The 23,480-nt window shown below is 74.0% G+C and carries 21 protein-coding genes and 2 tRNA genes; 10 read left to right on the top strand and 13 right to left on the bottom strand.

The window, feature by feature from the left end:
- Positions 1–39 precede the first annotated feature (39 nt).
- Positions 40–726, top strand: coding sequence for a signal peptidase I (gene lepB / locus QSK52_RS20240; RefSeq protein ID WP_285737501.1), 687 nt, complete (start codon positions 40–42; stop codon positions 724–726).
- A 19-nt stretch (positions 727–745) separates the two neighbouring features.
- Here the strand turns inward: lepB and QSK52_RS20245 are convergent, their stop codons facing one another.
- Positions 746–1,795, bottom strand: coding sequence for a transporter (locus tag QSK52_RS20245; protein ID WP_285737502.1), 1,050 nt, complete (start codon positions 1,793–1,795; stop codon positions 746–748).
- Positions 1,792–2,529 carry an ABC transporter ATP-binding protein gene (locus tag QSK52_RS20250; RefSeq protein WP_285737503.1) on the bottom strand — a complete coding sequence of 246 codons (738 nt, stop codon included), beginning with the start codon at positions 2,527–2,529 and terminating at the stop codon, positions 1,792–1,794. The genes QSK52_RS20245 and QSK52_RS20250 overlap by 4 nt, the downstream gene beginning before the upstream one ends.
- Before the next feature lie 215 nt (positions 2,530–2,744).
- Between QSK52_RS20250 and QSK52_RS20255 the strand changes: the two genes are divergently transcribed.
- The 3 genes from QSK52_RS20255 to QSK52_RS20265 are packed head-to-tail and all read left to right on the top strand — an operon-like array spanning position 2,745 to position 4,874.
- Entirely contained in the window at positions 2,745–3,887 is a 1,143-nt protein-coding gene (locus QSK52_RS20255; protein WP_285737504.1) for a sensor histidine kinase, read from the top strand.
- The gene (locus QSK52_RS20260; protein WP_285737505.1) at positions 3,884–4,552 is read left to right on the top strand and encodes a response regulator transcription factor; all 669 of its coding nucleotides are present in this window, start codon (positions 3,884–3,886) and stop codon (positions 4,550–4,552) included. The genes QSK52_RS20255 and QSK52_RS20260 overlap by 4 nt, the downstream gene beginning before the upstream one ends.
- A 22-nt stretch (positions 4,553–4,574) precedes the next feature.
- Complete coding sequence (locus tag QSK52_RS20265; RefSeq protein WP_285737506.1) at positions 4,575–4,874, top strand: YciI family protein; 300 nt, start codon at positions 4,575–4,577, stop codon at positions 4,872–4,874.
- 45 nt (positions 4,875–4,919) lie between these two features.
- On the opposite strand, the gene QSK52_RS20270 is transcribed toward QSK52_RS20265, so the two are convergent.
- The 6 genes from QSK52_RS20270 to QSK52_RS20295 form a co-directional block, all read right to left on the bottom strand.
- On the bottom strand, positions 4,920–5,330 hold the full coding sequence (locus tag QSK52_RS20270; RefSeq protein WP_285737507.1) for a hypothetical protein: 411 nt from the start codon (positions 5,328–5,330) through the stop codon (positions 4,920–4,922).
- 100 nt (positions 5,331–5,430) lie between these two features.
- On the bottom strand, positions 5,431–6,423 hold the full coding sequence (locus tag QSK52_RS20275; RefSeq protein ID WP_285737508.1) for an EamA family transporter: 993 nt from the start codon (positions 6,421–6,423) through the stop codon (positions 5,431–5,433).
- A gap of 40 nt (positions 6,424–6,463) precedes the next feature.
- Positions 6,464–8,734 carry a transglycosylase domain-containing protein gene (locus QSK52_RS20280; protein WP_285737509.1) on the bottom strand — a complete coding sequence of 757 codons (2,271 nt, stop codon included), beginning with the start codon at positions 8,732–8,734 and terminating at the stop codon, positions 6,464–6,466.
- 246 nt (positions 8,735–8,980) lie between these two features.
- Positions 8,981–9,054 (bottom strand) — tRNA-Lys (locus tag QSK52_RS20285).
- Positions 9,055–9,199: 145 nt separating this feature from the next.
- Positions 9,200–9,273 (bottom strand) — tRNA-Lys (locus tag QSK52_RS20290).
- 74 nt (positions 9,274–9,347) lie between these two features.
- Entirely contained in the window at positions 9,348–10,106 is a 759-nt protein-coding gene (locus QSK52_RS20295; protein ID WP_285737510.1) for a DUF4239 domain-containing protein, read from the bottom strand.
- A 602-nt stretch (positions 10,107–10,708) separates the two neighbouring features.
- On the opposite strand from QSK52_RS20295, the gene QSK52_RS20300 reads away from it, so the two are divergent.
- The 3 genes from QSK52_RS20300 (at position 10,709) to QSK52_RS20310 (ending at position 14,718) form a co-directional block, all read left to right on the top strand.
- A complete protein-coding gene (locus QSK52_RS20300; protein WP_285737511.1) occupies positions 10,709–11,875 on the top strand; it encodes a low temperature requirement protein A in 1,167 nt (388 codons plus the stop codon).
- Positions 11,876–11,877: 2 nt separating this feature from the next.
- Positions 11,878–12,513: a pentapeptide repeat-containing protein gene (locus QSK52_RS20305; RefSeq protein WP_285737512.1), complete on the top strand. Its 636-nt coding sequence runs from the start codon at positions 11,878–11,880 to the stop codon at positions 12,511–12,513.
- A 171-nt stretch (positions 12,514–12,684) separates the two neighbouring features.
- Positions 12,685–14,718, top strand: a complete 2,034-nt coding sequence (locus QSK52_RS20310) for a phosphocholine-specific phospholipase C (RefSeq protein WP_285737513.1) — start codon at positions 12,685–12,687, stop codon at positions 14,716–14,718.
- Between the two features lie 26 nt (positions 14,719–14,744).
- Here the strand turns inward: QSK52_RS20310 and pflA are convergent, their stop codons facing one another.
- From pflA to adhE, 3 genes are read right to left on the bottom strand one after another with little or no spacing between them, the layout of a single operon-like run.
- Entirely contained in the window at positions 14,745–15,515 is a 771-nt protein-coding gene (pflA, locus tag QSK52_RS20315) for a pyruvate formate-lyase-activating protein (protein ID WP_285737514.1), read from the bottom strand.
- Positions 15,516–15,547: 32 nt separating this feature from the next.
- Positions 15,548–17,818 carry a formate C-acetyltransferase gene (gene pflB / locus QSK52_RS20320; RefSeq protein WP_285737515.1) on the bottom strand — a complete coding sequence of 757 codons (2,271 nt, stop codon included), beginning with the start codon at positions 17,816–17,818 and terminating at the stop codon, positions 15,548–15,550.
- A 16-nt stretch (positions 17,819–17,834) separates the two neighbouring features.
- Positions 17,835–20,537, bottom strand: a complete 2,703-nt coding sequence (gene adhE, locus QSK52_RS20325; RefSeq protein ID WP_285737516.1) for a bifunctional acetaldehyde-CoA/alcohol dehydrogenase — start codon at positions 20,535–20,537, stop codon at positions 17,835–17,837.
- 254 nt (positions 20,538–20,791) lie between these two features.
- Between adhE and QSK52_RS20330 the strand changes: the two genes are divergently transcribed.
- Complete coding sequence (locus QSK52_RS20330) at positions 20,792–20,977, top strand: hypothetical protein (protein ID WP_285737517.1); 186 nt, start codon at positions 20,792–20,794, stop codon at positions 20,975–20,977.
- Between the two features lie 86 nt (positions 20,978–21,063).
- Positions 21,064–21,270: a hypothetical protein gene (locus QSK52_RS20335; protein WP_285737518.1), complete on the top strand. Its 207-nt coding sequence runs from the start codon at positions 21,064–21,066 to the stop codon at positions 21,268–21,270.
- Between the two features lie 265 nt (positions 21,271–21,535).
- Here QSK52_RS20335 and QSK52_RS20340 read toward each other — a convergent pair whose 3' ends face one another.
- Complete coding sequence (locus QSK52_RS20340; RefSeq protein WP_285737519.1) at positions 21,536–21,976, bottom strand: nucleoside deaminase; 441 nt, start codon at positions 21,974–21,976, stop codon at positions 21,536–21,538.
- Positions 21,973–22,770 (bottom strand): LLM class flavin-dependent oxidoreductase, encoded by a 798-nt coding sequence (locus QSK52_RS20345; RefSeq protein ID WP_285737520.1) that lies wholly within the window; start codon positions 22,768–22,770, stop codon positions 21,973–21,975. The genes QSK52_RS20340 and QSK52_RS20345 overlap by 4 nt, the downstream gene beginning before the upstream one ends.
- 93 nt (positions 22,771–22,863) lie before the next feature.
- Here QSK52_RS20345 and QSK52_RS20350 point away from each other — a divergent pair, with 93 nt between their 5' ends.
- The gene (locus QSK52_RS20350) at positions 22,864–23,313 is read left to right on the top strand and encodes an Lrp/AsnC family transcriptional regulator (RefSeq protein WP_285737521.1); all 450 of its coding nucleotides are present in this window, start codon (positions 22,864–22,866) and stop codon (positions 23,311–23,313) included.
- Positions 23,314–23,480 lie beyond the last annotated feature (167 nt).

Consider the following 23,480-nt stretch of genomic DNA (forward strand, 5'->3'; position numbering starts at 1 on the left):
ACGGGTTAGCGTGCAGTCCTTGCCAAGGAGGCGGTGTCGGTGTCGGTGGCGGTGGCCGAGGAACCCAGCCAGGAGCAGCGTCCGCGCAGGCGGCGGCCCTGGTACGTGGAACTGCCCGTGATGATCGCGATCGGCCTGGTCGTCGCCGTGCTGATCAAGACCTGCCTGTTCCAGATGTTCTCCATCCCGTCCGGCTCGATGGAGAACACCCTGCAGGTCGGCGACCGGGTCGCCGTCAACAAGTTCGCCACCCTCACCGGTTGGACGCCCAAGCCCGGCGAACCCGTGGTGTTCAAGGACCCGGGCGGCTGGCTGCCGCCCGCCCCCGAGGGCGGCAACGTCCTCACCCGCGCCGTCCACTCCGGCCTCAGCGCCGTCGGCCTGCTGCCGCCCGGGGACGACTACCTGGTCAAGCGGGTCATCGCCACTGGCGGCCAGACCGTCTCCTGCCACGGCAGCACCCTCACCGTCGACGGCCGGGCCGTCACCGAGCCCTACCTGCACCCCGGCGACGACTCCTGCGCGGGCATCGACTTCGGCCCGGTCACCGTCCCCGCCGACCACGTCTGGGTCGAGGGCGACCACCGCAGCGACTCCGCCGACTCCCGCTACCACCGCGACGGACCGGACGGCGGGGCCGTCCCCGTCTCCGACCTGGTCGGGCCGACCACCGCCGTCGTCTGGCCACTCGACCACTTCACCTGGTTCGGCTGGAGCGGGCGCTGAGCCACCGGGCCGGACGGCGTCAGGCCGCGACGCCGCGCCGCAGCCGCACCGCGCAGCCCGCCGCCGCCGCGCCCGACAGCAGCACCAGCGCCCCCGTCTCGACCCACTGGAACGGCCAGTAGCGGCGGGCCGGCTGGTACTCGACGCGCTGCACCAGCCCCAGCGCGTCGATCGCCTCCCGGCAGGCCCCGACCGTCCCCGCCTCCGGGTGGCACACCTGCGGCACCGGCCCGGTGAAGGTCCGCCCGGCCGGGTCCACCGACCCCACCGACAGCACCCACGCCCCCGGCAGCGACACCGGCGTCGACGCGTACAGCCGGTCGCCCTCGATCCGGATGACCCCCCGCTCCGCCTCCAGCACCAGCGGACCCTCCGACCGGACCGGCGCCGCCAGGTGCGGGCGCACCAGCAGCGGCACCAGCACCTGCGCCGCCGCCAGCACCCCCAGCACCACCGCCGTCGCCGCCACCTGACGGCGCAGCAGCAGCCCAGCCGTCACCCCCGCCGCGAACCCGAACAGCGCCCAGCCCACCGGCACCGCGCCGCGCGCCGCGAACACCAGCGGCCCGAACCGCCCCGGCAGCCCCGCGTCACCCGCGCCCGGCAGCGCCTCCGCCCGGTCCAGCGGCGCCGCCCACCAGGACACCGCCAGCGACAGCAGTCCCGCCACCGCCGCCACCGCCGCACCGACCAGCGCCAGGCGCACCAGCAGCCAGCGCGTCCGGGACACCCCCTGCGTCCACGTCAGCCGGAACGCCCCCGACTCCAGGTCGCGGGCCACCAGTGGCACCCCCGCGAACATCCCGACCCCGGCGGGCAGCACCAGCAGCAGCACCACCCCCAGGTGGAACAGCCCGGTCAGCAGGCCGTCCGCGCCCACCGCCGCCGCGAACGCCGCCTGGGCCCGCTCGCAGCCCGTCCCCGTCCGCGCGCAGTCCGGCAGGCCGCTCGCGTCGTACAGGCCCGCCAGCCGGGGCCCGGTCGCACCGTACAGCGCCCCGACGACCGCCAGCAGGGCCAGCGCGCACCACGCCTGCGCCCGGTACTGGCGCCAGGTCAACCAGCTCACGACCGCTCCTCCGCCCGCTCGTCGCGGTCCTGCTGCAGGTGTTCGAGGACGACGTCCTCCAGGTCGCGCCGCCGCCCGTCCGGGCCGGTCAGCAGCTCCGCGAGCGGGCCCGCCGCGCGCACCCGGCCCCGGCCCAGCACGATCAGGTGGTCGCAGTCCCGGGCCAGGTCGCCGATCAGGTGCGAGGACAGCAGCACGCTGGGGCCGTGCTCGGCCCGGGCCGCCGCCAAGCGGTCCAGGAACTCCCGCCGGGCCAACGGGTCCAGCGCCGCCACCGGCTCGTCCAGCACCAGCAGGTCCGGGCGCTTCGCCAGCGCCAGGGTCAGCGCGAGCTGCGCCCGCTGCCCGCCCGAGAGGCGACCCGCCCGCTGCCCCGGGTCCAGCCCCAGCTCGGCCACCCGACGCCGGGCCCACCCGTCGTCCCAGCGGCGGTTCGTCCGGCGGCCGAACACCAGGTGCTCCGCCACCGTCAACGACCGGTGCACCGGGGCGTCCTGCCCCACGAACCCGATCCGCGCCAGCCACTGGGCGCTCGAACCCGGCCGCTCGCCCCACACCCGCAACTCGCCCTCGCTCGGCGGCAGCAGCCCGGTCACCAGGTGCAGCAGCGTGCTCTTCCCGGCCCCGTTCGGCCCGACCAGCCCCACCGTCCGCCCCGCCGGCACCTCCAACGTGCACTCCCGCAGCGCCCACCGCCTCCGGTAGCGCCGCCCCGCACCCCGTGCCTCGATCACGACCCCTCCTCCGTCCCGTTTCCGAACGCCCCCACCCTGGCCCGGGGCGCCGCGACGCCGCATCGGACCCGGGACCACGCCCGGAGTGGTACTCCGACGGGACGGGGGGCCCGATTCGTCCCCTTCGTCGTTCCCGTCCTTGCTCCCCGGTACGACGTCCGCTCTCGTCCCCAGGGCCGATCCGCGCCGCCCGCACCGCCGCTACCGTGGCGGGCATGGACTGGCACCGGCCGCTCGGCCCCCGCTGGCAGGCCGTCGGTGACGGGGCGGCGGCCGCCGCGCTGACCGCGCTGCCCCTGGTCTCCAGCTGGAACACGTACTCCGGAGGGGCGTCGTCGGGCCCGCGTCCGGCGGACCTGGTGATGGTGGCGGTGGCCGCGGCGGCCGCGCCGTCGGCCCGGCGCCGACCCCTCGTGGTGCTGGGGGCGGTGCTGGGCCTGGCCGCGCTCGGGGCGGGGCAGTCGTCCTCGCCCGCACCGTGGGTGGCGGTCGCGGTGGTGCTGTACCGGCTGCCGCGGGCGCTGCCGCGCCGACGGGCCGGTCAACTGCTGGCGCTGTCACTGCTGCTGGCGGTGCTGTGCCTGTCCGGGCTGCTGGGCCGGTTCTGGCCGCACCCCGGTTTCGGCGGGCCGACGGCGGCCGTCACGGCCTGCCTGGTCTTGGTGACCGGCTGGACGGCGGGCTGGGCGGTGGACGAGCGCCGTCGCCGCCGCACCGAGCACGCCGCCGCCCGGGAGCGCGAGGAGCGGCTGCTGATCGCCCGCGAGCTGCACGACGTGGTCGCGCACAGCCTGGGCGTGATCGCGGTGCAGGCGGGCGTCGCCAACCACGTCGCGGCCGAGCAGCCCGAGCAGGCCCGGCTGGCGCTGGCGTCGATCGAGGAGACCAGCCGGACGGCGCTGAACGAGATGCGGGCCCTGCTGGGCGTGCTGCGCACCGGCGGGGGCGAGGGGGAGCGGCTGCCCGCGCCGCGGCTGTCCGACCTGGACGGGGTGGTCCGCCGGGCGGCCGCGGCGGGCGTCCGGGTGGACGTCCACCTGGTCGGTGAGCGGGCCGAGTTGCCGCCCGGGCTGGAGCTGGCGGGCTACCGGGTGGTGCAGGAGGCGGTGACCAACGTGGTGCGGCACGCGGGCACCGACCGCTGCCGGGTGCGGGTCGACTACCGCCCCGACGCGCTGGAGCTGACCGTCACCGACGAGGGCCGCGGCGGCCCCCCGTCCGGTACGGGCGGCGGGCACGGGCTGGCCGGGATGCGCGAGCGGGTCGCCGTGCACGGCGGCGCGTTCCGGGCCGGGCGGCGGGCGGCCGGGCGGGGCTTCGAGGTGTCCGCGGTCTTCCCGCTGGCGGTGGCCGGGTGATCCGGGTGCTGGTGGCGGACGACCAGGCGCTGGTGCGCGGCAGCTTCCGGCTGCTGGTGGACTCCGCGCCCGACCTGGGCGCGGTCGGCGAGGCCGCGGACGGCGTCGAGGCGTTCGAACTCGCCCGCGCGCAGCGGCCGGACGTGGTGCTGATGGACATCCGGATGCCCCGGCTGGACGGCATCGAGGCGACCCGGGCGATCACCGCCGACCCGGAGCTGGCGGGCGTCCGGGTGCTCGTGCTGACCACCTTCGACCTGGACGACTACGCCTTCGCGGCGCTGCGCGCGGGCGCCGCCGGGTTCCTGCTCAAGGACACCCGCCCGGCCGAACTCCTCGACGCGGTACGGGTGGTGGCCGCGGGCGAGGCGCTGCTCGCGCCCCGGGTGACGCGTCGGCTGATCGAGGAGTACACCCGCCGCCCCGAGCCGTCCGCGCTGCCCGGCCCGGCGGGGCCGGCGGGGGTGACCGAGCGGGAGCGGGAGGTGCTGGCACTGGTCGGGCTGGGCTTCTCCAACGAGGAGATCGCCGCCGAGCTGCACGTCAGCCTGTCCACCGCGAAGACCCACATCGGCCGGCTGCTGCAGAAGCTCGCCGCCCGCGACCGGGCCCAACTGGTCATCGCCGCCTACGAGTCCGGCCTGGTCCGGCCCGGTACCCGGTGACCCTCCGGCGTACGATGACCGGGTGTTCATCCTCGAACTGACCTACACCGCCCCGCTGGAGCGCGTCGACGCCCTGCTGCCCGCCCACGTCGCCTGGCTGGAGCAGCACTACGCCAGCGGCACCTTCCTCGCCTCCGGCCGCAAGGTCCCCCGCGACGGCGGGGTCATCCTCGCGGTGGCCCCCGACCGCGCCACCGTCGAGGCCCTCGCCGCCACCGACCCCTTCGTCCCCGCGGGCGTCGCCGCCTACCGCGTCACCGAGTTCCTCGCCACCACCGTCGCCCCCGCCCTCGCCGCCCACCGCGAGACCCTGCCGTCCTGAGGCCGGTCCGCCCCTCCGGGCGGGGCGGACCGGCCTGCTGTCCGGCTACTCCGGCTGCACCACCTGCAGGGCCCATCCGAGCGGGGCGCCGCCGGCGTCCACGTACACCGAGAAGGAGCCCTGGACCACGCCCGGTGCCAGGGTCACGGACCCCAGGCCGGTGGTGCCCACCGGGCAGTCCACGGTGAACGCGGCGACCTCGGCCTGCTCCGTCCGCATCGTCACCCGCACCGTGCCGCCGCCCTCGCAGGCCACCGTCAGCACGGTCGGCAGGCTCGCCCAGGCCCCGCCCGACACCAGACCGCCGTCCCCGACCCGGTCGTTCACCCAGACCAGGCCGTCCGGCCCGGGGTAGGGCAGCGCGACGCCGTCGGCCGCCGCGGCCGGCCCCGCGCCGAGACCGGTCACCGCGCACACTGCCAGGGCCGCCGCCCCCAGGGTCCTCGCACGCCTCATGGCTGTTCCTCCCGTGGTCGCCGTCGATGCCGGACCCATCCTGACCGGGTCCGCCGGGAGGCACCTGAGTACGGGTACTCAACCGGCCGGCCGCGGGCGGCTACCCCCGGCCCGCCGACTGGGCCGCGAACGCGCCCGCGAGGACGAGCGCGCCACCGGCGAGCTGCGGGGCGCCCAGGTGCTCGCCGAGCAGGACCCAGGCGAGGACGGTGGCGACCACGGCCTCCAGGTTGGCGACCACGCCCGCGACCGGCGGGGAGAGGTGCTGGACGGAGACCACGCCGGTCAGGTAGGCGAGGACGGTGGCGACCAGGACCATCCACAGGGCCGGGACGAGGGCGGGCAGCTGGTGGCCGTTCATGCTGACGGAGCGGCCGAGCAGCGACCAGTCCGCCTCCCAGGGGCGGGTGGTCGCGGTCAGCAGGACGGCGCCGATCAGCAGGCCGTACGCGGAGACCGCCAGCGGGTCGACCGGGCGCTCGCCGCGGCGCCCGGCGTCCGCCAGCACGAAGTAGCCGACCTGGCAGCAGGCCGCGCCCAGCGCGAACAGCACGCCCAGCGCGTCGAAGGACAGGCCGTTCCACACCTCGACCACGCAGGCCAGGCCCGCCACCGCGACGCCCGCCCCGGCCGTGGCCCGCCGGGAGACCGGGCGGCGCTGCACCAGCCGCACGTAGGCGATCAGCAGCGGCGGGCCCAGGTACTCGATCAGCAGGGCGACGCCCACCGGGATGCGCGAGATCGCCGCGAAGTAGCAGGCCTGCACGCCCGCCACCGCGAGCAGCCCGAAGCCGAGCAGCAGCCCGGGCCGCCGCCGCACCGCGTCCCGGTGCCGCCAGGCCACCGGCAGCAGCACCAGCGCGGCCCCGGCCACCCGCAGCCACACGGTGTGCGCGGGGGAGAGCCCGGCCTCGATCAGCGGCTTCGCGGCCGTGCCCGACCCGCCGAACGCGGCCGCCGACACCAGCGCCAGCACCAACCCGAGCGAGACCGCCCGCTGCCGGACGGCCGGGGCGGGCGCGGGGGAAGGGGCGGGCGCCGGGGACGGCGGGGCGTCGACCGGGACGGCGGAGGGGTCCGAGCTGCTGCGCATCGCCGCATTCTGTCAGCCCGGACCCCTCCGCCGTAAGGCGTTACCCCGCCTGTTGGTACTGATCGCCGAGCAGGCCGCCCGTCCCGCCGAGGCCCGGCGTGCTGCTCGCCGACGGGCTGCGTCCGGCCCCGCCGTTGGGGCGGCCGGAGGGGGAGCGGGAGGGCTCGCCGCCGGTGCCGCCGGTGGGGCGGGCGGTGGCGGAGCGCGAGGGCAACTGCTCGTTCCCGGCGGACGGCGAGGGCGAGCCGCCCGCGTCCCCGTCCGCGTCCCCGCTCGCGTCCCCGCCCGCGGACGGGCTCCCGCTGGGCGTCGCCGAGGGGCCGGCGGTGGTGGAGGGGGTGCTCGCGGCCGGGGCCCGGGTCGGCCCGGCGAAGTCCTTGACCGGCTGTCCGGCCAGCGCGGCCTTCATGTACGCCGTCCAGATCTGGGCCGGGTACTTGCCGCCCGCCGCGCTGCCGGTGCCGCCGACGCCGTCCAGGCTGACCTGCTTGCCGGTGCCCGGCTCCTGGCCGAACAGGCCGACCACGGTGACCAGCTCGGGGGTGTACCCGGCGAACCAGACCGACCGGGACTCGTCCGTGGTGCCGGTCTTGCCCGCCGTCGGGCGGTTCAGCGCGGCGGCCCGGTAGCCGGTGCCGCCCGGGTCCTCGACGACGCCCCGGAGGATCGCGGTGGTGGCCCGGGCGGCGTCCTGGGAGATCGCCCGGGTCGCCCTGTGCTCGGGCAGCGCGACCTGCTCGCCGCCCAGCTCCAGGCCCTTCACCAGCCACGGGGTGATCTGCTGCCCGTCGTTGTCCAGGGTGGCGTACACCCCGGCCAGGTCCAGCGCGCTCGGCGTGGCGGTGCCCAGCGGGATCGAGGCGAGCGCCTTGAGGTCCGGCGTGTCGGCGGGCAGGCCGAGCGCCACCGCGGTGGCGCGGACCCTCTCCAGCCCGGTGTCCTGCGCGAGCTGCGCGAACACCGAGTTCACCGACCAGTCGGTGGCCTGCTGGAGGGTGATCTGCCCGTACGAGCGCTCGCCCTCGTTCGGCGGCGCGTACGGGGTGCCCTTCGCGCCGCGCACCGGCCGCCGGTTGGTGCCGTCGTACACGGTGTCGGCGGTGATCCGCTCCCCGGACTGGGTGCGCGCCCCGGAGTCCAGGGCGGCCGCCAGCGCGATCGCCTTGAAGGTGGAGCCCGCCTGGTAGTCGGTGCGGGTGGCGTTGTCGATCCAGTGCTTGGTGGCGTCCGAGCCGCCGTACAGCGCCAGCACCTGCCCGGTCCTCGGGTCCACCGACACCGCACCGGCCTGCGCCGCCGCGTCGACCTTCCGGCTGTCCGGCTTGAGGTTGTCGGTCAGCTGGGCCTGCACCGCGTCCTGCAACTGCTGCTGCTTCTTCGAGTCGACGGTCAGCGTGATGGTGTACCCGCCCTGGGCGAGCTGGGCGTCCGAGACGATGCCCTGGCCGGTCAGGTACGAGGTCGCCGCGGCCACCAGGTAGCCCGCCTGCCCGGACAGGCCCGGCGCCGACTTCGGCGCCAGCACCTCGGGGAACGCGGTCTGCTGCCGCTCCTCGGCGCCCAGCCACTTCTTCGCCACCATGCCGTCCAGCACGTAGTTCCAGCGCGCCACGGCCTTCTGCCTGCCGGCCTCGCTCGCCGAGGACACGTCGAACGCGCTCGGTGCGTTCAGCAGCGTCGCCAGGTAGGCGCCCTGCGCGGCGGTGAGCTGGCTCGCGTCCACCCCGAAGTACGCCTGCGCGGCGGCCTGGATGCCGTAGGCGCCGCGCCCGTAGTACGAGGTGTTCAGGTAGGAGGAGAGGATCTCGTCCTTGCTCAGGGTCGCGTCGACCTTGATCGCGATGAAGACTTCCTTGACCTTGCGGCTGACGGTCTGCTTCTGGTTCAGGTACGCGTTCTTCACGTACTGCTGGGTGATCGTCGAGCCGCCCTGGGTGGCGCCGCCCGACGCGGTGTTGAAGGCGGCCCGGGCCATGCCCTTGAGGTTGACCGCGCCCTCCGAGTAGAAGTTGCGGTCCTCGGCGGCCAGCGCGGCGTGCTGCGCCGCGGGGGAGACCTTGTCCAGGGAGACGTTCTGCCGGTTGGTCTGGCCGGTGCGGGCCAGCAGCGAGCCGTCCGAGTAGAGCCAGGTGTTGGACTGGGCGGTGGCGGCCGCGTGCGCGTCCGGCACCTTCACCAGGGTGATGCCCAGGGCGAACAGCCCGATCCCCAGCAGCAGGGACGCGGCCAGTCCGAGCAGGGTGAAGCGCCAGGTGGGTATCAGCCGGCGCCAGCCGGTCCGCTTCCTGCGCTCACGAGGCTTTCGAGGCAACGGAGACCTTCCCGCAGGCCCCGGACGGGCTGCTCGCTCGGGCGACGGCGTGAACCTCGCCAGCCTGACTGATCGACTTGTCAGATGTTAGGGACCTATGTCCCATTTCTCCTAAGACGATCTTTAAATCCCCCTTAGCTTCACATCCTCCCCCTTCTCAACGAGCGTGCCCGGCAAGGGACATGGCGACGCGGCCGGAAAACGCCGAAGGCCCCTCGCTCTCGCGAAGGGCCTTCGACCTGTCTGTGCGCCGCCAGGGACTCGAACCCCGGACCCGCTGATTAAGAGTCAGCTGCTCTAACCAACTGAGCTAGCGGCGCGTGCTGACGGAGAGAACACTACACCCTCCCCGACCTGCGGCGAAACCGGCTTCCCGCGAGGGGTTCGCGAGAGGTTCGCGGGGGAGGGGGAGGGACGGGCCGGAAACGCCGAGAGCCTCCCCGGAGGGAGGCTCTCGACCGTCTGTGCGCCGCCAGGGACTCGAACCCCGGACCCGCTGATTAAGAGTCAGCTGCTCTAACCAACTGAGCTAGCGGCGCCTGCTGACCCGGAGAACACTACACGCCCCGGGCCCGTCCGCCGAAATCGTGACGCCCCGGCCACGCAGCGTGGCTCAGCGCGGTGGCGGCAACCGGTTCAGGAACACCTCGAACGCGGTCGGCTTCACCGCGTTCGCCCCGTCGAACGGGTAGTTCATCTCCTTGATCGCGATCAGCGACAGCGCGATCAGCCCGGCCAGGCTGAGCACCATCGCCAGGTGCGCCCAGGTGTTGGAGAGGCCGAACAGGAAGGTGAAGGCGACCGTGACCACCGCCCCCGCGATCAGCGCCGCCCACAGCAGCGGCGGCACGCAGTTGGTGATCAGGTTCAGCCGGGCCCGCCGCTTGCTGGCCAGGCCGTCCACGTGCTGGATCACGTTCTGGTAGATCGCCGACTGCTGGTCCCCCTGCGGGTCGAAGGAGAGCGCGCCGTCGCGGATCTTGTACATCAGCGCGGTCGCCGCCGGGTCGCTGTGGTGGTCGGCCATCAGGCGCCACTCGGTGTTCACCACGGCGTGCGCGTAGGCGAGCGTCAGCCCCTCCAGCTCCGCGCCCTGCGGCAGCGGCATCTGCCGCGACATCCAGTACACCCCGGCCAGCTCGTCCGCCTCCTCGAAGGTGGTGGCCTTCGCCGTCGAGGTGTTCTCCCACACCGCGATCACCACGAAGGCGACCAGCACCGCGTAGAACGCGCCCACCGCGGCGAAGATGAACCCCGCCACGTCGTTGCAGCTCTCCCGGGCCGGGACGGAGGCGTACCTCTGCACCAGCAGCATCCCCGCCGCGGTGCCCACCAGGGTGCCGACCATGATCACCACGTCGGTCCAGTTCACGGCCACCCCCGCTGTTGCCCTCGGTGCACGACAGTACGCATACGGTCATCACACCGCGGCCGGGCGGGGCCCGGCGAGCGGGGCTAGTCCGACCGGCCCCCAGGGGGGGGCGGGCGCGGCGCGGGGCGGGAGGGGCCCGCGCCGGCGGGACGGGCGTCCCGCCGGCGCGGACCGGGCCGTCCGTGGTGCGGGGCGCCGGGCGGACGCCGCGCAGCGCTGTCGGGCAGCGCGGTGATCACGAGGAGTTCGGGTCCTGCGGTCCACGGGAGCCGGTCCCGTGCCCACCCTCGTCCTTGACCTTCCGCGTTGCCCGCGAAGCGCCCTCGTCGTCGTCCGTCCATCCGCAGAGGAATCTATCGGTCCAATTCGGACAGACGGGACAATCGACGCAACACGCGCCGAAATGGGCCAACCTGTCACTCGGATCGCGCACTGCGGCGTCAACTCTGCCTGACGCGTAGCCAAATCGGGTGTATTCGGGCGAATCGGCGTGCCGTGCACGGTGCGTGCGCCGTTGGGCCGGGGCTGCCAGGATCGCCGGTGTCCAACTCCCCTGCCGTGCGCGCCCCCTGCCGCGCGGCCCGCGCACCCGAGGCAGAACGATGAACGCCGCCCCCGACCCCTTCCGCCCGGTCCGCCGGATGCTGGCCCGCGACCGCGGCGAGTCCCACCGGGTCGCCACCCCGCTGGAGTTGTTCTTCGACCTGTGCTTCGTGGTGGCCGTCTCCCAGGCGGGCCGGGAACTGGCCCACGCCCTGGCCGCGGGCCACCTCGCCCACGCGCTCACCGGGTTCGCCACGTCCTTCTTCGCGGTCTGGTGGGCCTGGATGAACTTCACCTGGTTCGCCTCCGCGTACGACGTCGACGACGTCCCCTACCGGCTCACCACCCTGGTGCAGATCACCGGCGTGCTGGTGCTCGCGGCCGGCGTCCCGCGGGTCTTCGAGGACCAGGACCTCGCCCTCGCCGTGGCCGGGTACGTGCTGATGCGGCTGGCCATGGTCACCCAGTGGCTGCGCGCCGCCCGCGGCGAGAGCGGGCCGGCCCGCACCTGCGCGCTGCGGTACGCCGTCGGGATCACCGTCGTCCAGCTGTTCTGGGTGGCGCTGCTGTTCCTCCCGCACGGCACCCAGGGCCCGCTGTTCCCGGTCGGGGTGCTCGCCGAACTCGCCGTCCCCGTCTGGGCCGAGAAGGACGAGCAGACGCCCTGGCACCGGCACCACATCGTCGAGCGGTACGGCCTGTTCACCATCATCGTGCTCGGCGAGACGGTCGCCGCCGCCACCGTCGCCATCCAGACCGCGCTGGACGAGCACCTGGCCGTCGCCGAACTGCTGCCGATCGCGGCGGGCGGCCTGCTGATCTGCTTCGGCGCCTGGTGGATCTACTTCGCCGACGACGGCCACGGCCACCTGCGCAGCAACCGGCAGGCGCTGCCCTGGGGCTACGGCCACTACGTGGTCTTCGCCTCGGCCGCCGCGATCGGCGCGGGCCTGGAGGTCGCGGTCGAGCACGCGGTCGGCGCCGCGCACGTCTCGGCCCGGGCCGCGAGCGCGGCCGTGACCGTTCCGACCGCGCTGTTCCTGTTCACCGTCTGGCTCCTGCACGCCCGCCACCACAAGCGCGGGGCCGCCCAGGCGGTCCTGCCGCTGGCCGCGCTGTCAGTACTGGCTGCGACCCTGGCCGGGGAGAGCGGTGTGCCGATCGCCGGGCTCCTGGTGGCGCTCGCCGTCGCCGCCGGCCTCGTCCTGTCCGCGAAACGGAGCTGACCGTGCGTCTCGAAGACCTCCCGTACGCCCACCTGCTGCAGCGTCACACCGGCCCGCTGCGGCCCGACGGCCGGTACGACACCGTGCACTTCGACGAACTCGCGCTGACCGGGCAGTTCGGCGGCGCGCACTTCCTGGAGTGCGCCTTCACCGGCGTGCGGATCGAGGAGGCGAAACTGCGCCGGGCCGCCTTCAACGAGGTCTGGGTGCACGGCGGCCGGATGGTCGGCGTCGACCTGGCGGAGAGCGAGTGGCAGGACGGCGAGGTCGACTCCACCGTGCTGGCGGGCGTCTCCGCGTACGGCTCGGCGGTGCGGCGCACGGTCTTCCGGCAGTGCAAGCTGGAGGCGGTCAACCTGCGCGGCGCGGTGCTGCGGGACGTGGTCTTCGAGGACTGCCTGCTGCGGGACGTCGACCTCTCCGAGGCCAGGCTCACCGACGTCTCCTTCCCCGGCAGCACCCTGGAGGAGGTCCACCTGCGCGGTGCCACCCTGAAGAACGCCGACCTGCGCACCGCCGCCCGCCTCGGCCTGCCCGACGCCCACCTGGGCCTGCGCGGTGCGATCATCTCGACGCCGCAACTGCTCGACCTCGCGCCGCAGTTCGCGCACGCGCTGGGCATCGCGGTGAAGGACTGAGCGCTCCCCGCCGTTCACCCGCCGGTCGCCGTTTCAGCTGTCGGTGAACAGTCAGCCAATCCTTGCCCCGAGCCGCTGACCCGACCCCCCGTCCCGGGCGAGGATGCTCGGCGTTCGGCACGAAGGTGTCTGGACAACATCGCCAGCAGCCGAGGGGACGGTCGGGTCGAAGTGGCAGAGCTGAGTCGTAGGAAGTTCATGGCGTGGTCCGCGAGCGCGGCGGCCGGGGCGGCGGTCGCGGGCAGCGCGGCGGGGGCGTCACCGGCGGCGGGGGCGACGGGGACCCTCGCGGACGCCAAGCACGTGGTGGTCCTGATGCAGGAGAACCGGAGCTTCGACCACTACTTCGGCACGCTGAAGGGCGTGCGGGGCTTCGCGGACCGGGCGACGATCCAACTGCCCGGTGGTTACAGCGTGTTCAACCAGCCGAACCTGCTGGGGCGGCAGTACCCGTGGCAGTTCTCCGCGACCAAGCCGGCCGGCGGCGCCGACCCGGAGCGCCTGGCGCAGTGCAACGGCGACCTCGCCCACGGGTGGAGCGACCAGCACAAGGCGTGGAACAACGGGAAGATGGACTCCTGGGTGGCGGCCAAGGGCAACGTCCGCACCCTCGGCCACCTGACCCGCGCCGACATCCCGTTCCACTACGCGCTGGCCGACCACTGGACGGTCAACGACGCCTACCACTGCTCGGTGCTCTCCGCGACCGGCCCGAACCGCACCTACCACTGGTCGGGCCAGATCGACCCGGCGGGCGCGGCGGGCGGCCCGGCGTACGACGGCGGCGACGAGTCGGGCCTGAAGTGGCAGACGTACGCGGAGGCGCTGGAGGCGGCCGGGGTCAGCTGGAAGGTCTACCAGAACGCCGCCGACAACTACGGCGACAACGCGCTCGCGTACTTCACCCGGTTCGCCTCGGCCCCGGCGGGCAGCGCGCTGGCGGTCAAGGGCATGGGCTCGGTGCCGAAGGCGACGGGGCGGACGCCGGACGACATCGTGGCCGCGATCCGGGCGGACGTGCTGGCCGGGACGCTGCCCCAGGTCTCGTGGATCGTCCCGGACCAGGCGTCCTCGGAGCACCCGTACGCCACCCCGGCGGACGGCGCGCACTTCGTGCACAACGTGCTGGACGCGCTGAACGCCGACCCGGCGGTGTTCGACTCCACGATCCTGTTCCTCAACTACGACGAGAACGACGGCTTCTTCGACCACGTCCCGCCGCCGGTCGCCCCGCCCGGCACCGCGGACGAGTTCTACAACGGCACCAACATCGGCCTGGGCTTCCGCGTCCCGATGATCGCCATCTCGCCGTGGAGCCGCGGCGGCTGGGTCTGCTCGGAGACCTCCGACCACACCTCGGTGCTGCGCTTCCTGGAGAAGTGGACGGCCGCCATCGGCCGACCCGCGACCTGCCCGAACATCTCGGCCTGGCGGCGCAAGGTCACCGGCGACCTGACCCGCATGTTCGACTTCGCCAACCCGGTGTACGGGATGCCCGCGCTGCCGGACACCTCGCAGACCATCGGCCTGGCCGCCTGCGCCCCGCTGCCCAACCCGGCGCCGGTGAACAACCAGCTGCCGGTGCAGGAGCCGGGCACCCGCCCGGCCCGGCCGCTGCCCTACCAGCCGGTGGCGAACCTGGACCACCTGGAGTTCGGCTCGGGCGGGGTGATCAAGGTGTGGATCGCGATGGCCAACCAGGGCAGCGCGAGCAGCCACTTCGCCGCGTACGCCAACGCCTACCGCTCCGGCGGCCCGTGGCCGTACACGGTCGACCCGGCGGGCGCGACCAGCGACTTCTTCAACTGCGGCACCGGCTACGGCGGGGGCAAGTACGACCTGACGGTCATCGGCCCGAACCGCTTCCTGCGCCGCTTCACCGGCGACGCCACCGCCTCCGGCAAGAACGCCTCCGTCACCGCGACGTACGCGACCGCGCCGGACACCGGCAAGCTGGCGCTCCGGTTCGAGCTGGCCAACGCCGGGACGTCGGCGGTGACCTTCACCGTCACCGCCAACGCCTACCGCACCGACGGCCCGTGGACGTACACCGTCGCGGCCGGGGCCCGCACCGGCGACTGGTTCAACGCGGTCGCGTACAGCAACGGCTGGTACGACTTCACGGTGACGGTCAGCGGGGACGCGAGCTGGTCGCAGCGGTTCACCGGCCACCTGGAGACCGGCGCGCCCTCGGTCTCCGGCTGAGGGCCGGGCCGCCGGCCGACGGGTGCTCAGACGGCGTGCAGGCCGTGCGCGGCGAAGGCCCCGCGCGCGGCCCGCACCTGTTCGGCGGTGGGCACCGGGGTGTCGGCGAGGGCGAACTCCCGTCCCAGCGACGCCCACTTGGCCGCTCCGAGCTTGTGGAAGGGCAGCACGTCGACCCGGGAGACGTTGCCCAGCGAGGCGGCGAACGAGGCCACCCCGTCGACGTTGTCCGCCCCGTCGGTCAGGCCGGGCACCAGCACGAAGCGCACCCACACCTCCTTGCCGAGGTCGGCCAGGCGGCGGGCGAAGTCCAGGGTGGGGTCGAGCCGCTGCCCGGTCAGCCGCCGGTACAGGTCCCGGTCCCAGGACTTGACGTCCAGCAGGACGAGGTCGACGTCGGCGAGCAGGGCGTCGTCCGCCCGGGCGCCCAGGAAGCCGGAGGTGTCCAGGGCGGTGTGCAGGCCCAGTTCGTGCTTGAAGCGGTGGAACAGTTCGCCGCTGAACCCGGGCTGCAGCAGCGGCTCGCCCCCGCTGACGGTGGCGCCGCCGCCCGCCGCGTGGAGGAACGCGGTGCACTTCGACGCCTCCGCGACCACCTCGTCCGCGCTCGTCCGCCTCCCGTTGCCCATCCGCATGGTGTCGGGGTTGTGGCAGTACAGGCAGTTCAGCGGGCACCCGGCGAGGAACACCACGAACCGGGTGCCCGGCCCGTCCACGCCGGTCGACAGGTCCCAGGAGTGCACCGACCCGCCGGTGGCCGGGCCCACCGGCAGGGTGGCGGGGAACGTGACGGTCATGGCGGTGCCTCCCGGGGTCGGCCGGTGCGGGCTCAGAGCGAGCCGTGGAAGGTGCGGTGGACGACGTCGAGCTGCTGCTCCCTGGTCAGCCGGACGAAGTTGACCGCGTAGCCGCTGACCCGGATGGTCAGCTGCGGGTACTTCTCGGGGTGCTCCATCGCGTCGAGCAGAGTCTCCCGGTCCAGCACGTTGACGTTCATGTGGAAGCCGCCGACGGCCGTGTACCCGTCCAGCACGCCCGCCAGGTTGCGCACCCGCTCCTCGGGGGTGCGGCCCAGCGCGTCGGGCGTGACGGTGTTGGTCAGCGAGATGCCGTCCTCGGCCGCGTCGTACGGCAGCTTGGCCACCGACAGCGCGCTGGCCACGTACCCGTGGGTGTCGCGCCCGTTCATCGGGTTGGCGCCGGGCGAGAACGGCTCGCCGGCCCGGCGGCCGTCCGGGGTGGCGCCGGTCTTCTTGCCGTACACCACGTTCGAGGTGATGGTCAGCACCGACTGGGTGTGCTCGGCGCCCCGGTAGGTGGGGTGCTTGCGCACCTTGCGCATGAACTCCTCGACCAGCTGCACCGCGATCGCGTCCGCCCGGTCGTCGTTGTTCCCGTACGCCGGGTACGCGCCCTCGACCTCGTAGTCGACCGCCAGGCCGGTCTCGTCGCGCACCGGGCGGACCTTCGCGTACCGGATCGCCGAGAGCGAGTCCGCGGCCACCGACAGCCCGGCGATGCCGCAGGCCATGGTGCGGCGCACCGCGCGGTCGTGCAGGGCCATCTCCAGGCGCTCGTACGCGTACTTGTCGTGCATGTAGTGGATGACGTTCAGCGCGTGGACGTAGGTCTCGGCCAGCCACTCCAGCTGCCGGTCGAAGCGGTCCATCACCTCGTCGTAGTCCAGGACCTCCGAGGTGAGCGCCCCGGTGGCGGGGCCGACCTGGGCGCCGGACCTCTCGTCCCGGCCGCCGTTGATCGCGTACAGCAGCGTCTTGGCGAGGTTGACCCGGGCGCCGAAGAACTGCATCTGCCGGCCGACCTCCATCGCGGAGACGCAGCAGGCGATGGCGGTGTCGTCACCGGTGCGCGGGCGCATCAGCTCGTCCGACTCGTACTGCACGCTGGAGGTGTCGATCGACACCTTGGCGCAGAACTCCTTGAAGCCGCGGGGGAGCTTCGGCGACCAGAGCACCGTCATGTTCGGCTCCGGCGCCGGGCCCAGGTTGTACAGGGTCTGCAGGTAGCGGAACGAGGTGCGGGTGACCAGCGGGCGGCCGTCGGCGCCGATACCGCCGATCGACTCGGTGACCCAGGTCGGGTCGCCGGAGAACAGCTCGTCGTACTCGGGGGTGCGCAGGAAGCGGACGATCCGCAGCTTGATCACGAAGTCGTCGACCAGTTCCTGCGCCTGCTCCTCCGTCAACCGCCCGGCCGCCAGGTCGCGTTCGAGGTAGACGTCCAGGAAGGTGGAGGTCCGGCCGAGCGACATCGCCGCGCCGTTCTGCTCCTTCACCGCCGCCAGGTAGGCGAAGTACAGCCACTGGACCGCCTGGCGGGCGTCGCGCGCCGGGCCGGAGACGTCGTGGCCGTAGCCCGCGGCCATCGCCTTCAGCTCCTCCAGGGCGCGGACCTGCTCGGCCAGCTCCTCGCGCTCGCGGATGGTCTCCTCCAGCGCCCGCGGGTCGGTGGGCGCCGCGTCCAGCGACGCCTTCTCCTCCCGCTTGGCGGCGATCAGCCGGTCCACCCCGTACAGCGCGACCCGCCGGTAGTCGCCGATGATCCGGCCGCGCCCGTACGCGTCCGGCAGACCGGTGACGACCCCGGCCCTGCGGGCGGCCCGGATCTCGGGCGTGTAGGCGTCGAAGACGCCCGCGTTGTGGGTCTTGCGGTAGGCGGTGAAGACCTTCTCCAGCCCCGGGTCGACCGGGTACCCGTAGGTCTCCAGCGCCCCCGCGACCATCCGCCAGCCGCCGTTGGGCATGATCGCCCGCTTCAGCGGGGCGTCGGTCTGCAGGCCGACGACCAGCTCGTTCTCCCGGTCGATCCAGCCGGGGGCGTGCGCCGTGATCGTCGAGGGCGTGTCGTACGAGACGTCCAGGACGCCCTTGGCGCGCTCCTCCGGGAACAGCGCGGTGATCTTCCGCCAGATCCCGGTGGTCCGCTCGGTCGGCCCGGCCAGGAAGGCGCCGTCGCCCTCGTACGGGGTGTAGTTCTGCTGGATGAAGTCGCGGACGTCGATCGCGTCGCGCCACAGGCCGCCCCGGAAGCCGTCCCAGGCGTCGGTCGTGCGTCCCGCGTGCTGTTGCGAGGTGGTCATCTCGGGTGTCCTTGTCTCAGCTCTGGTCGCCGTAGTAGGCCCGGGTCATCAGCTGCTGCATGTCGCGCAGCATCGGCATCCGGGGGTTGGCGGGTGCGCACTGGTCCTCGTAGGCGTTCATCGCCTGCTGCGGCAGCGCCGCCAGGAAGGCCGCCTCGTCCACCCCGGCCTCCTTGAACGAGCGCGGGATGCCCACCTGCTCGCGCAGCTCCTCCACCGCGGCGGCCAGCGACTCCACGCCCTGCTCCGGGGTGTCGGCGGGCAGGCCCAGCGTCCGGGCGATCTGCCGGTAGCGCTCCGGCGCCGCGTAGCTGCGGTACTTCGGCCAGCCGGTCACCTTGCCCGGCGCCGACCCGTTGTAGCGGATCACGTGCGGCAGCAGCAGCGCGTTGGTGCGCCCGTGCGCCACGTGGAAGGTCGCGCCCAGGGTGTGCGCCATGGCGTGCACCACGCCCAGGAAGGCCGAGCCGAACGCCATGCCCGCGATCGTCCCCGCGTTGTGCATCTTCTCCCGGGCCACCGGGTCGTCCGGCCCGTCGTCGACCGCCGCCCGCAGGTTCTCGAACACCAGCCGGACGCCCTGCAGCGCCAGGCCGTCGGTGAAGTCGTTGGCGTACACCGACACGTACGTCTCGATGCAGTGCGTCAGCGCGTCGAAGCCGGAGTCGGCGGTGACGTCCCTGGGCAGGCGGGTGGTGAGCGCCGGGTCGACGATCGCCACGCTGGGGGTGAGCGCGTAGTCGGCGAGCGGGTACTTCTGGCCGGTGGCGGTGTCGGTGATCACCGCGAACGGGGTGACCTCGCTGCCGGTGCCCGAAGTGGTGGGCACGCACACCAGCTTGGCCCGCTCGCCCAGGTCCGGGAAGGTGAAGGCGCGCTTGCGGATGTCGAAGAACTTCTCCTTCAGGTCCGCGAACTCCACCTCCGGGTGCTCGTACATCAGCCACATCACCTTCGCGGCGTCCATCGGCGAGCCGCCGCCCAGCGCCACGATGGTGTCGGGTTCGAACGCGCGCATCAGCTCCGCGCCCCGGCGCACCGTGTCGATGCTCGGGTTCGGCTCGACGTCGTCGACCACCCGCACCTCGACCGGCTCGCGGCGCCGGTCCAGCACGGTGCGGATCCGCTCCAGGTGGCCGATCTCCACCATGGTCTTGTCCGTGACGACCACGACCCTGCGGGCGTTCGGCATGCTCGCCAGGTACTTGATCGAGTTGCGCTCGAAGTAGATCTTCGGCGGGACCTTGAACCACTGCATGTTGGTGTTGCGCCGCCCGATCCGCTTGATGTTGACCAGGTTCAGCGCCGAGACGTTGCCCGACACCGAGTTGTGCCCGTAGCTGCCGCAGCCCAGCGTCAGCGAGGGCGTGAACGCGTTGTAGACGTCGCCGATGCCGCCCTGCGAGCTCGGCGCGTTCCAGATGATCCGGCAGGCCTTCACCGCCGTGCCGAACTCCTCGGCGAACGCGGCGTCCTCGGTGTGCACCGCCGCCGAGTGGCCCAGGCCGTTGAACTCCACCATCCGCTGCGCCAGCTCCACGCCCTGCGCCCGGCCGTCCGCCCGCAGCACCGCCAGCACCGGGCAGAGCTTCTCCCGGGTCAGCGGCTCGGCCTCACCGACCCCGCCGACCTCCACCAGGATCACCGAGGTGTCCTCCGGGACCTCGAAGCCCGCCGCCCGCGCGATCACCGACGCCGACCGCCCGACCACGTCGGCGTTCAGCTTCGCGCCCGCGCAGTCGGTGCCCGCGCCGACCCCGAAGAGGTGGCGCTCCAGCGCGGCCTTCTCCTCGGGCGTCGCCAGGTGCGCCTTCAGCTTGCGGAACTCGGCGACCGCCGCGTCGTGGACCTCGGCGTCCAGGATCACCGCCTGCTCCGAGGCGCAGATCATGCCGTTGTCGAAGGACTTCGACAGCACGATGTCGTTCACCGCGCGGGCGACGTCCGCGCTCTTCTCCACGTACGCCGGGACGTTGCCCGCGCCCACGCCCAGCGCCGGCTTCCCGCACGAGTACGCGGCCCGGACCATCGCGTTGCCGCCGGTGGCCAGGATCGTGGCGACGCCGGGGTGGTTCATCAGCGCGCCGGTCGCGGCCATCGACGGGTGCTCGATCCACTGCACGCAGTGCGCCGGGGCGCCCGCCGCGACCGCCGCGTCCCGGACGGTCCGGGCCGCCTCCGCCGAACAGCGCTGCGCCGCCGGGTGGAAGGCGAACACGATCGGGTTGCGGGTCTTCAGCGCGAGCAGCGCCTTGAAGATCGTGGTGGAGGTCGGGTTGGTCACCGGCGTGACGCCCGCGACCACGCCCACCGGCTCGGCGATCTCCACGATCCCGTCGATCTCGTCCCGGCGCACCACCCCCACCGTCCTCGTCCGGCCCATCACGTGGGTGACGTTCTCGCAGGCGAAGACGTTCTTCACCGCCTTGTCCTCGAACACGCCGCGGCCGGTCTCCTCGACCGCGAGGACGGCCAGACCCGTGTGCCGGGCCAGCGCCGCCAGCGACGCCTTCCTGACGATGTGGTCGACCTGCTCCTGGGTGAACGAGGCGTACTCCGCCAGGGCCCGGTGGCCGTTGCGGACCAGCACGTCGACGGCGGCCGCGGTGTCTTCGGCCGCGGTGTCTTCGGCCGGGGTGCCTCCGGTCGGGGTGTCTTCGGCCGGGGCGGCTCCGGCGGGGGCGTCCTCGGGGGCGGGGGGCTTGGTGCGGGACGACATGGCGCGCTCACCTCTCGGGGTGCGGCGGGGGCGCCCCGGCGGCGCTGCCGGGACCGGCTCGACACCACCCTCCGTCAACACCGCGTAGGGCGGCTACGGCCGTTGGGCACGACCCGTCCGGGACCAACAGCCCCTCCGGCGAGCCGTCCGGCCCTGCGCCGGACGGGTGGGCCGCCGGTCGTCCGGATGCGACCCGTCCGGGCCGGTGCGAGGGTGGACGGAGCCCGTTGTCGCGACACCCCCGAGGAGGAGACATGGGTCTGAGCGACCAGTTCAAGGACAAGGCGAAGGACCTCACCGACCAGGCCAAGTCGGCGCTCGGCGACCAGGGGTCCAAGACCGAGGAGGCCGAGCAGAAGGCCCGCGAACGGGCCGAGGGCATGATGCCCGGCGGCCAGGAGTCCGCGGACGACCAGCAGCAGGAGGGCGAGCACTCCTGACCGGCCGACCGCGCGGGGCGGGCCCGGACCGGGCCCGCCCCGTCGGCGTACCGTGACAGGGGGGGGCGCCCTCCCGAGGAGGAGACATGGGCATCTTCGACAGGTTCCGCCACCGGGCCGCCGTCCCGTCCGAACCGCCCGAACGCGCCGCCCTCGCCCACGACGAGGCCGCCGACGCCTTCGGCGACCAGGTCGAACGCGCCCGCGACGACACCGAACGCCGGATCCGGCGGGAGCGCGAGGACCGCGAGGCCGCCGAGAACATGACCGCCGAGGGCGACCCCTGGGGCTGACCCCCGCGCAGCCCGGCTCCCCGGCACCCGTCGGTCCCGGGTGCCGCGGCGCCGTCCACACCGTCGACGCCGGGCCGCGGCCGGCACCGGCGCCGCGCACGACGACTCGCAGGGCACCGCGGACGACGACAGCGACGACAGCGGCGGCCCCGACCCGGTCGCCCACCTGGCGCAGCGGTTCAGCGGTCCGATCGACGACACCGACCGACCGTCCGTGCACCGGACGGGGCCCGCGGCTCGGGGCCGCGAGGCCGCCGACCCGCGGTCACCGCCCGGGCGCGTAGTAGGACTCGATCGGCACGCGGGCCTCGGCGAAGAGGGCGGGACCGTCCCGGAGCAGGACGGGCCAGTCGCCGGAGGCCGGGTTGAGCTCCACCAACTGCTCGGTGGACAGGGCGAACACCACCCGCCCGAGCCCGGAGCGGACCAGGGCGCCCGCGCACATCCCGCACGGTTCGCAACTGGTGTAGAGGGTGGTGCGGGCCGCCCCGGCCGGGTCGAGCTCGCGGGCCGCCCAGCGGGCGAGCTTCAGCTCCGGGTGGGCGGTGATGTCGCGGTCGCGCCGCACGGTGTTGTGCGCCTCGGCGAGGACCGTGCCGTCGGGGGCGGCCAGCAGCGAACCGTACGGGGCGTCGCCCAGGTCGACGGCCCGGGCGGCCAGGTCGACGGCGCGGCGCAGCAGGGCCTCGTCGGCGGGGGTGATCACGCGGTCTCCTTCCGGTGGGCGGCCACCGCGGCGAGGTCCCGCCAGGCCTTCTCCGGCCTGCGGGTCTCCTCCGGGTCGCCGTGGTAGGGGTCGAGGACCACGGCCTGCGCGCCCAGCGCGCGCAACTGCCGCAGGTCGTCCAGCACCTGCTCCAGGGAGCCGGTTCCGGCGGGCCGGTCGGGACCGGTGACCGGCCCCGGGGTCAGCCGGAACGCGATCCGCGGCGCGAAGCCGGGCAGCGGGTGCGCGGCGAGGACGGCCCGCATCGCGGGCAGGGTCAGCCGCAGCGGGTGCCAGGCGTCCCCGAACCTGGCGGCCCGGCGCAGCGCGGCCGGGCTCTGCCCGCCGACCCAGACCGGCACCCCGGCCGGCCCGGACTCCCGCAGCACCCGCAGGCACGCGTCGGCCAGCCGCCCGCGCTCGGCGAACGGCACCCCGAGCGCCGCGAACTCCTGCCGGGCCCAGCCGGTGCCCACGCCGAGCACCAGGCGGCCGCCGCTCAACCGGTCCAGGCCCGCGGCCATCCGGACGGTCAGCAGCGGGTCGCGGTACGGCAGCACCAGCACCGTGGTGCCGAGCCGCACCCGGGTGGTCAGGGCGGCCAGCCAGGACAGCGTGGTGAACGGCTCGTGGAAGGGCTCCGGGTAGCGCTCCGCCACGTCCGGGGTGACGGCCACGTGGTCGGACACCATGAGCAGGTCGTACCCCAGCTCCTCGACGGTCCGGGCCCACGCGCGCAGGACGCCGGGGTCGGTGCCGGGGCCGAAGTTCGGTACGTTGACGCCCAGTTGCATGCGCCGAGGCTATCCGGGCGGGGGGCGGCCGGTGAATGGGCGATCCCCGGTGTTCGGCCCGTCGTACCGTGGATCCACCGGTAGGATCGCCTGATGGCCGGGGATCTCGACGACATCGACTGGGCGATCATCGGGCAGCTGCAGGCGGACGCCCGGCTGTCCATCAGCGAACTGGGGCGACGGGTGAACCTCGGCGCCTCGGCCACCGCCGACCGGGTGCGCGCCCTGGAGGCCAGGGGCGTCGTCACCGGCTACCACGCCACGGTCGACCTCGGCCGGATCGGCTACCCGGTGCTCGCCATCGTCCGGCTGAAGTACCCCGGCAGCCGCCACCAGCCCCTGCACCGGCTGCTCGCCGAACGCCACGAGATCCTGGAGTGCCTGCGCACCACCGGGGACGACTGCTACACCCTCAAGCTCGCCGCCACCTCCATGGAGCACCTGGAGAGCCTCGTCGACGAACTCTGCGTCTTCGGCTCCACCACCACCAGCGTCGTCTACCGCCAGACCCTCCCCTACCGCAACCCGCCCCGCCCCCACTGACCCCCGCTGCGCGGTGCTTCTCCCGCTGCGCGGGGTTTTCCGCTGCGCGGTGCTTCTCCCGCTGCGCGGGGTTTTCCGCTGCGCGGTGCTTCTCCCGCTGCGCGGGGTTTTCCGCTGCGCGGTGCTTCTCCCGCTGCGCGGGGTTTTCCGCTGCGCGGTGCTTCTCC

Source organism: Kitasatospora phosalacinea, from assembly GCF_030268885.1.
GTDB classification, from domain to species: Bacteria; Actinomycetota; Actinomycetes; order Streptomycetales; family Streptomycetaceae; genus Kitasatospora; species Kitasatospora phosalacinea_C.

Excerpts from the sequence above, each read along its gene's own strand:
- QSK52_RS20300 (WP_285737511.1), top strand. The coding sequence starts at position 10,709 with ATGAACGCCGCCCCCGACCCCTTCCGCCCGGTCCGCCGGATGCTGGCC.
- adhE (WP_285737516.1), bottom strand. The coding sequence starts at position 20,537 with ATGTCGTCCCGCACCAAGCCCCCCGCCCCCGAGGACGCCCCCGCCGGA.
- QSK52_RS20255 (WP_285737504.1), top strand. The coding sequence starts at position 2,745 with ATGGACTGGCACCGGCCGCTCGGCCCCCGCTGGCAGGCCGTCGGTGAC.
- QSK52_RS20350 (WP_285737521.1), top strand. The coding sequence starts at position 22,864 with ATGGCCGGGGATCTCGACGACATCGACTGGGCGATCATCGGGCAGCTG.
- QSK52_RS20335 (WP_285737518.1), top strand. The coding sequence starts at position 21,064 with ATGGGCATCTTCGACAGGTTCCGCCACCGGGCCGCCGTCCCGTCCGAA.
- QSK52_RS20330 (WP_285737517.1), top strand. The coding sequence starts at position 20,792 with ATGGGTCTGAGCGACCAGTTCAAGGACAAGGCGAAGGACCTCACCGAC.
- pflA (WP_285737514.1), bottom strand. The coding sequence starts at position 15,515 with ATGACCGTCACGTTCCCCGCCACCCTGCCGGTGGGCCCGGCCACCGGC.
- QSK52_RS20345 (WP_285737520.1), bottom strand. The coding sequence starts at position 22,770 with ATGCAACTGGGCGTCAACGTACCGAACTTCGGCCCCGGCACCGACCCC.
- QSK52_RS20275 (WP_285737508.1), bottom strand. The coding sequence starts at position 6,423 with ATGCGCAGCAGCTCGGACCCCTCCGCCGTCCCGGTCGACGCCCCGCCG.
- pflB (WP_285737515.1), bottom strand. The coding sequence starts at position 17,818 with ATGACCACCTCGCAACAGCACGCGGGACGCACGACCGACGCCTGGGAC.
- QSK52_RS20270 (WP_285737507.1), bottom strand. The coding sequence starts at position 5,330 with ATGAGGCGTGCGAGGACCCTGGGGGCGGCGGCCCTGGCAGTGTGCGCG.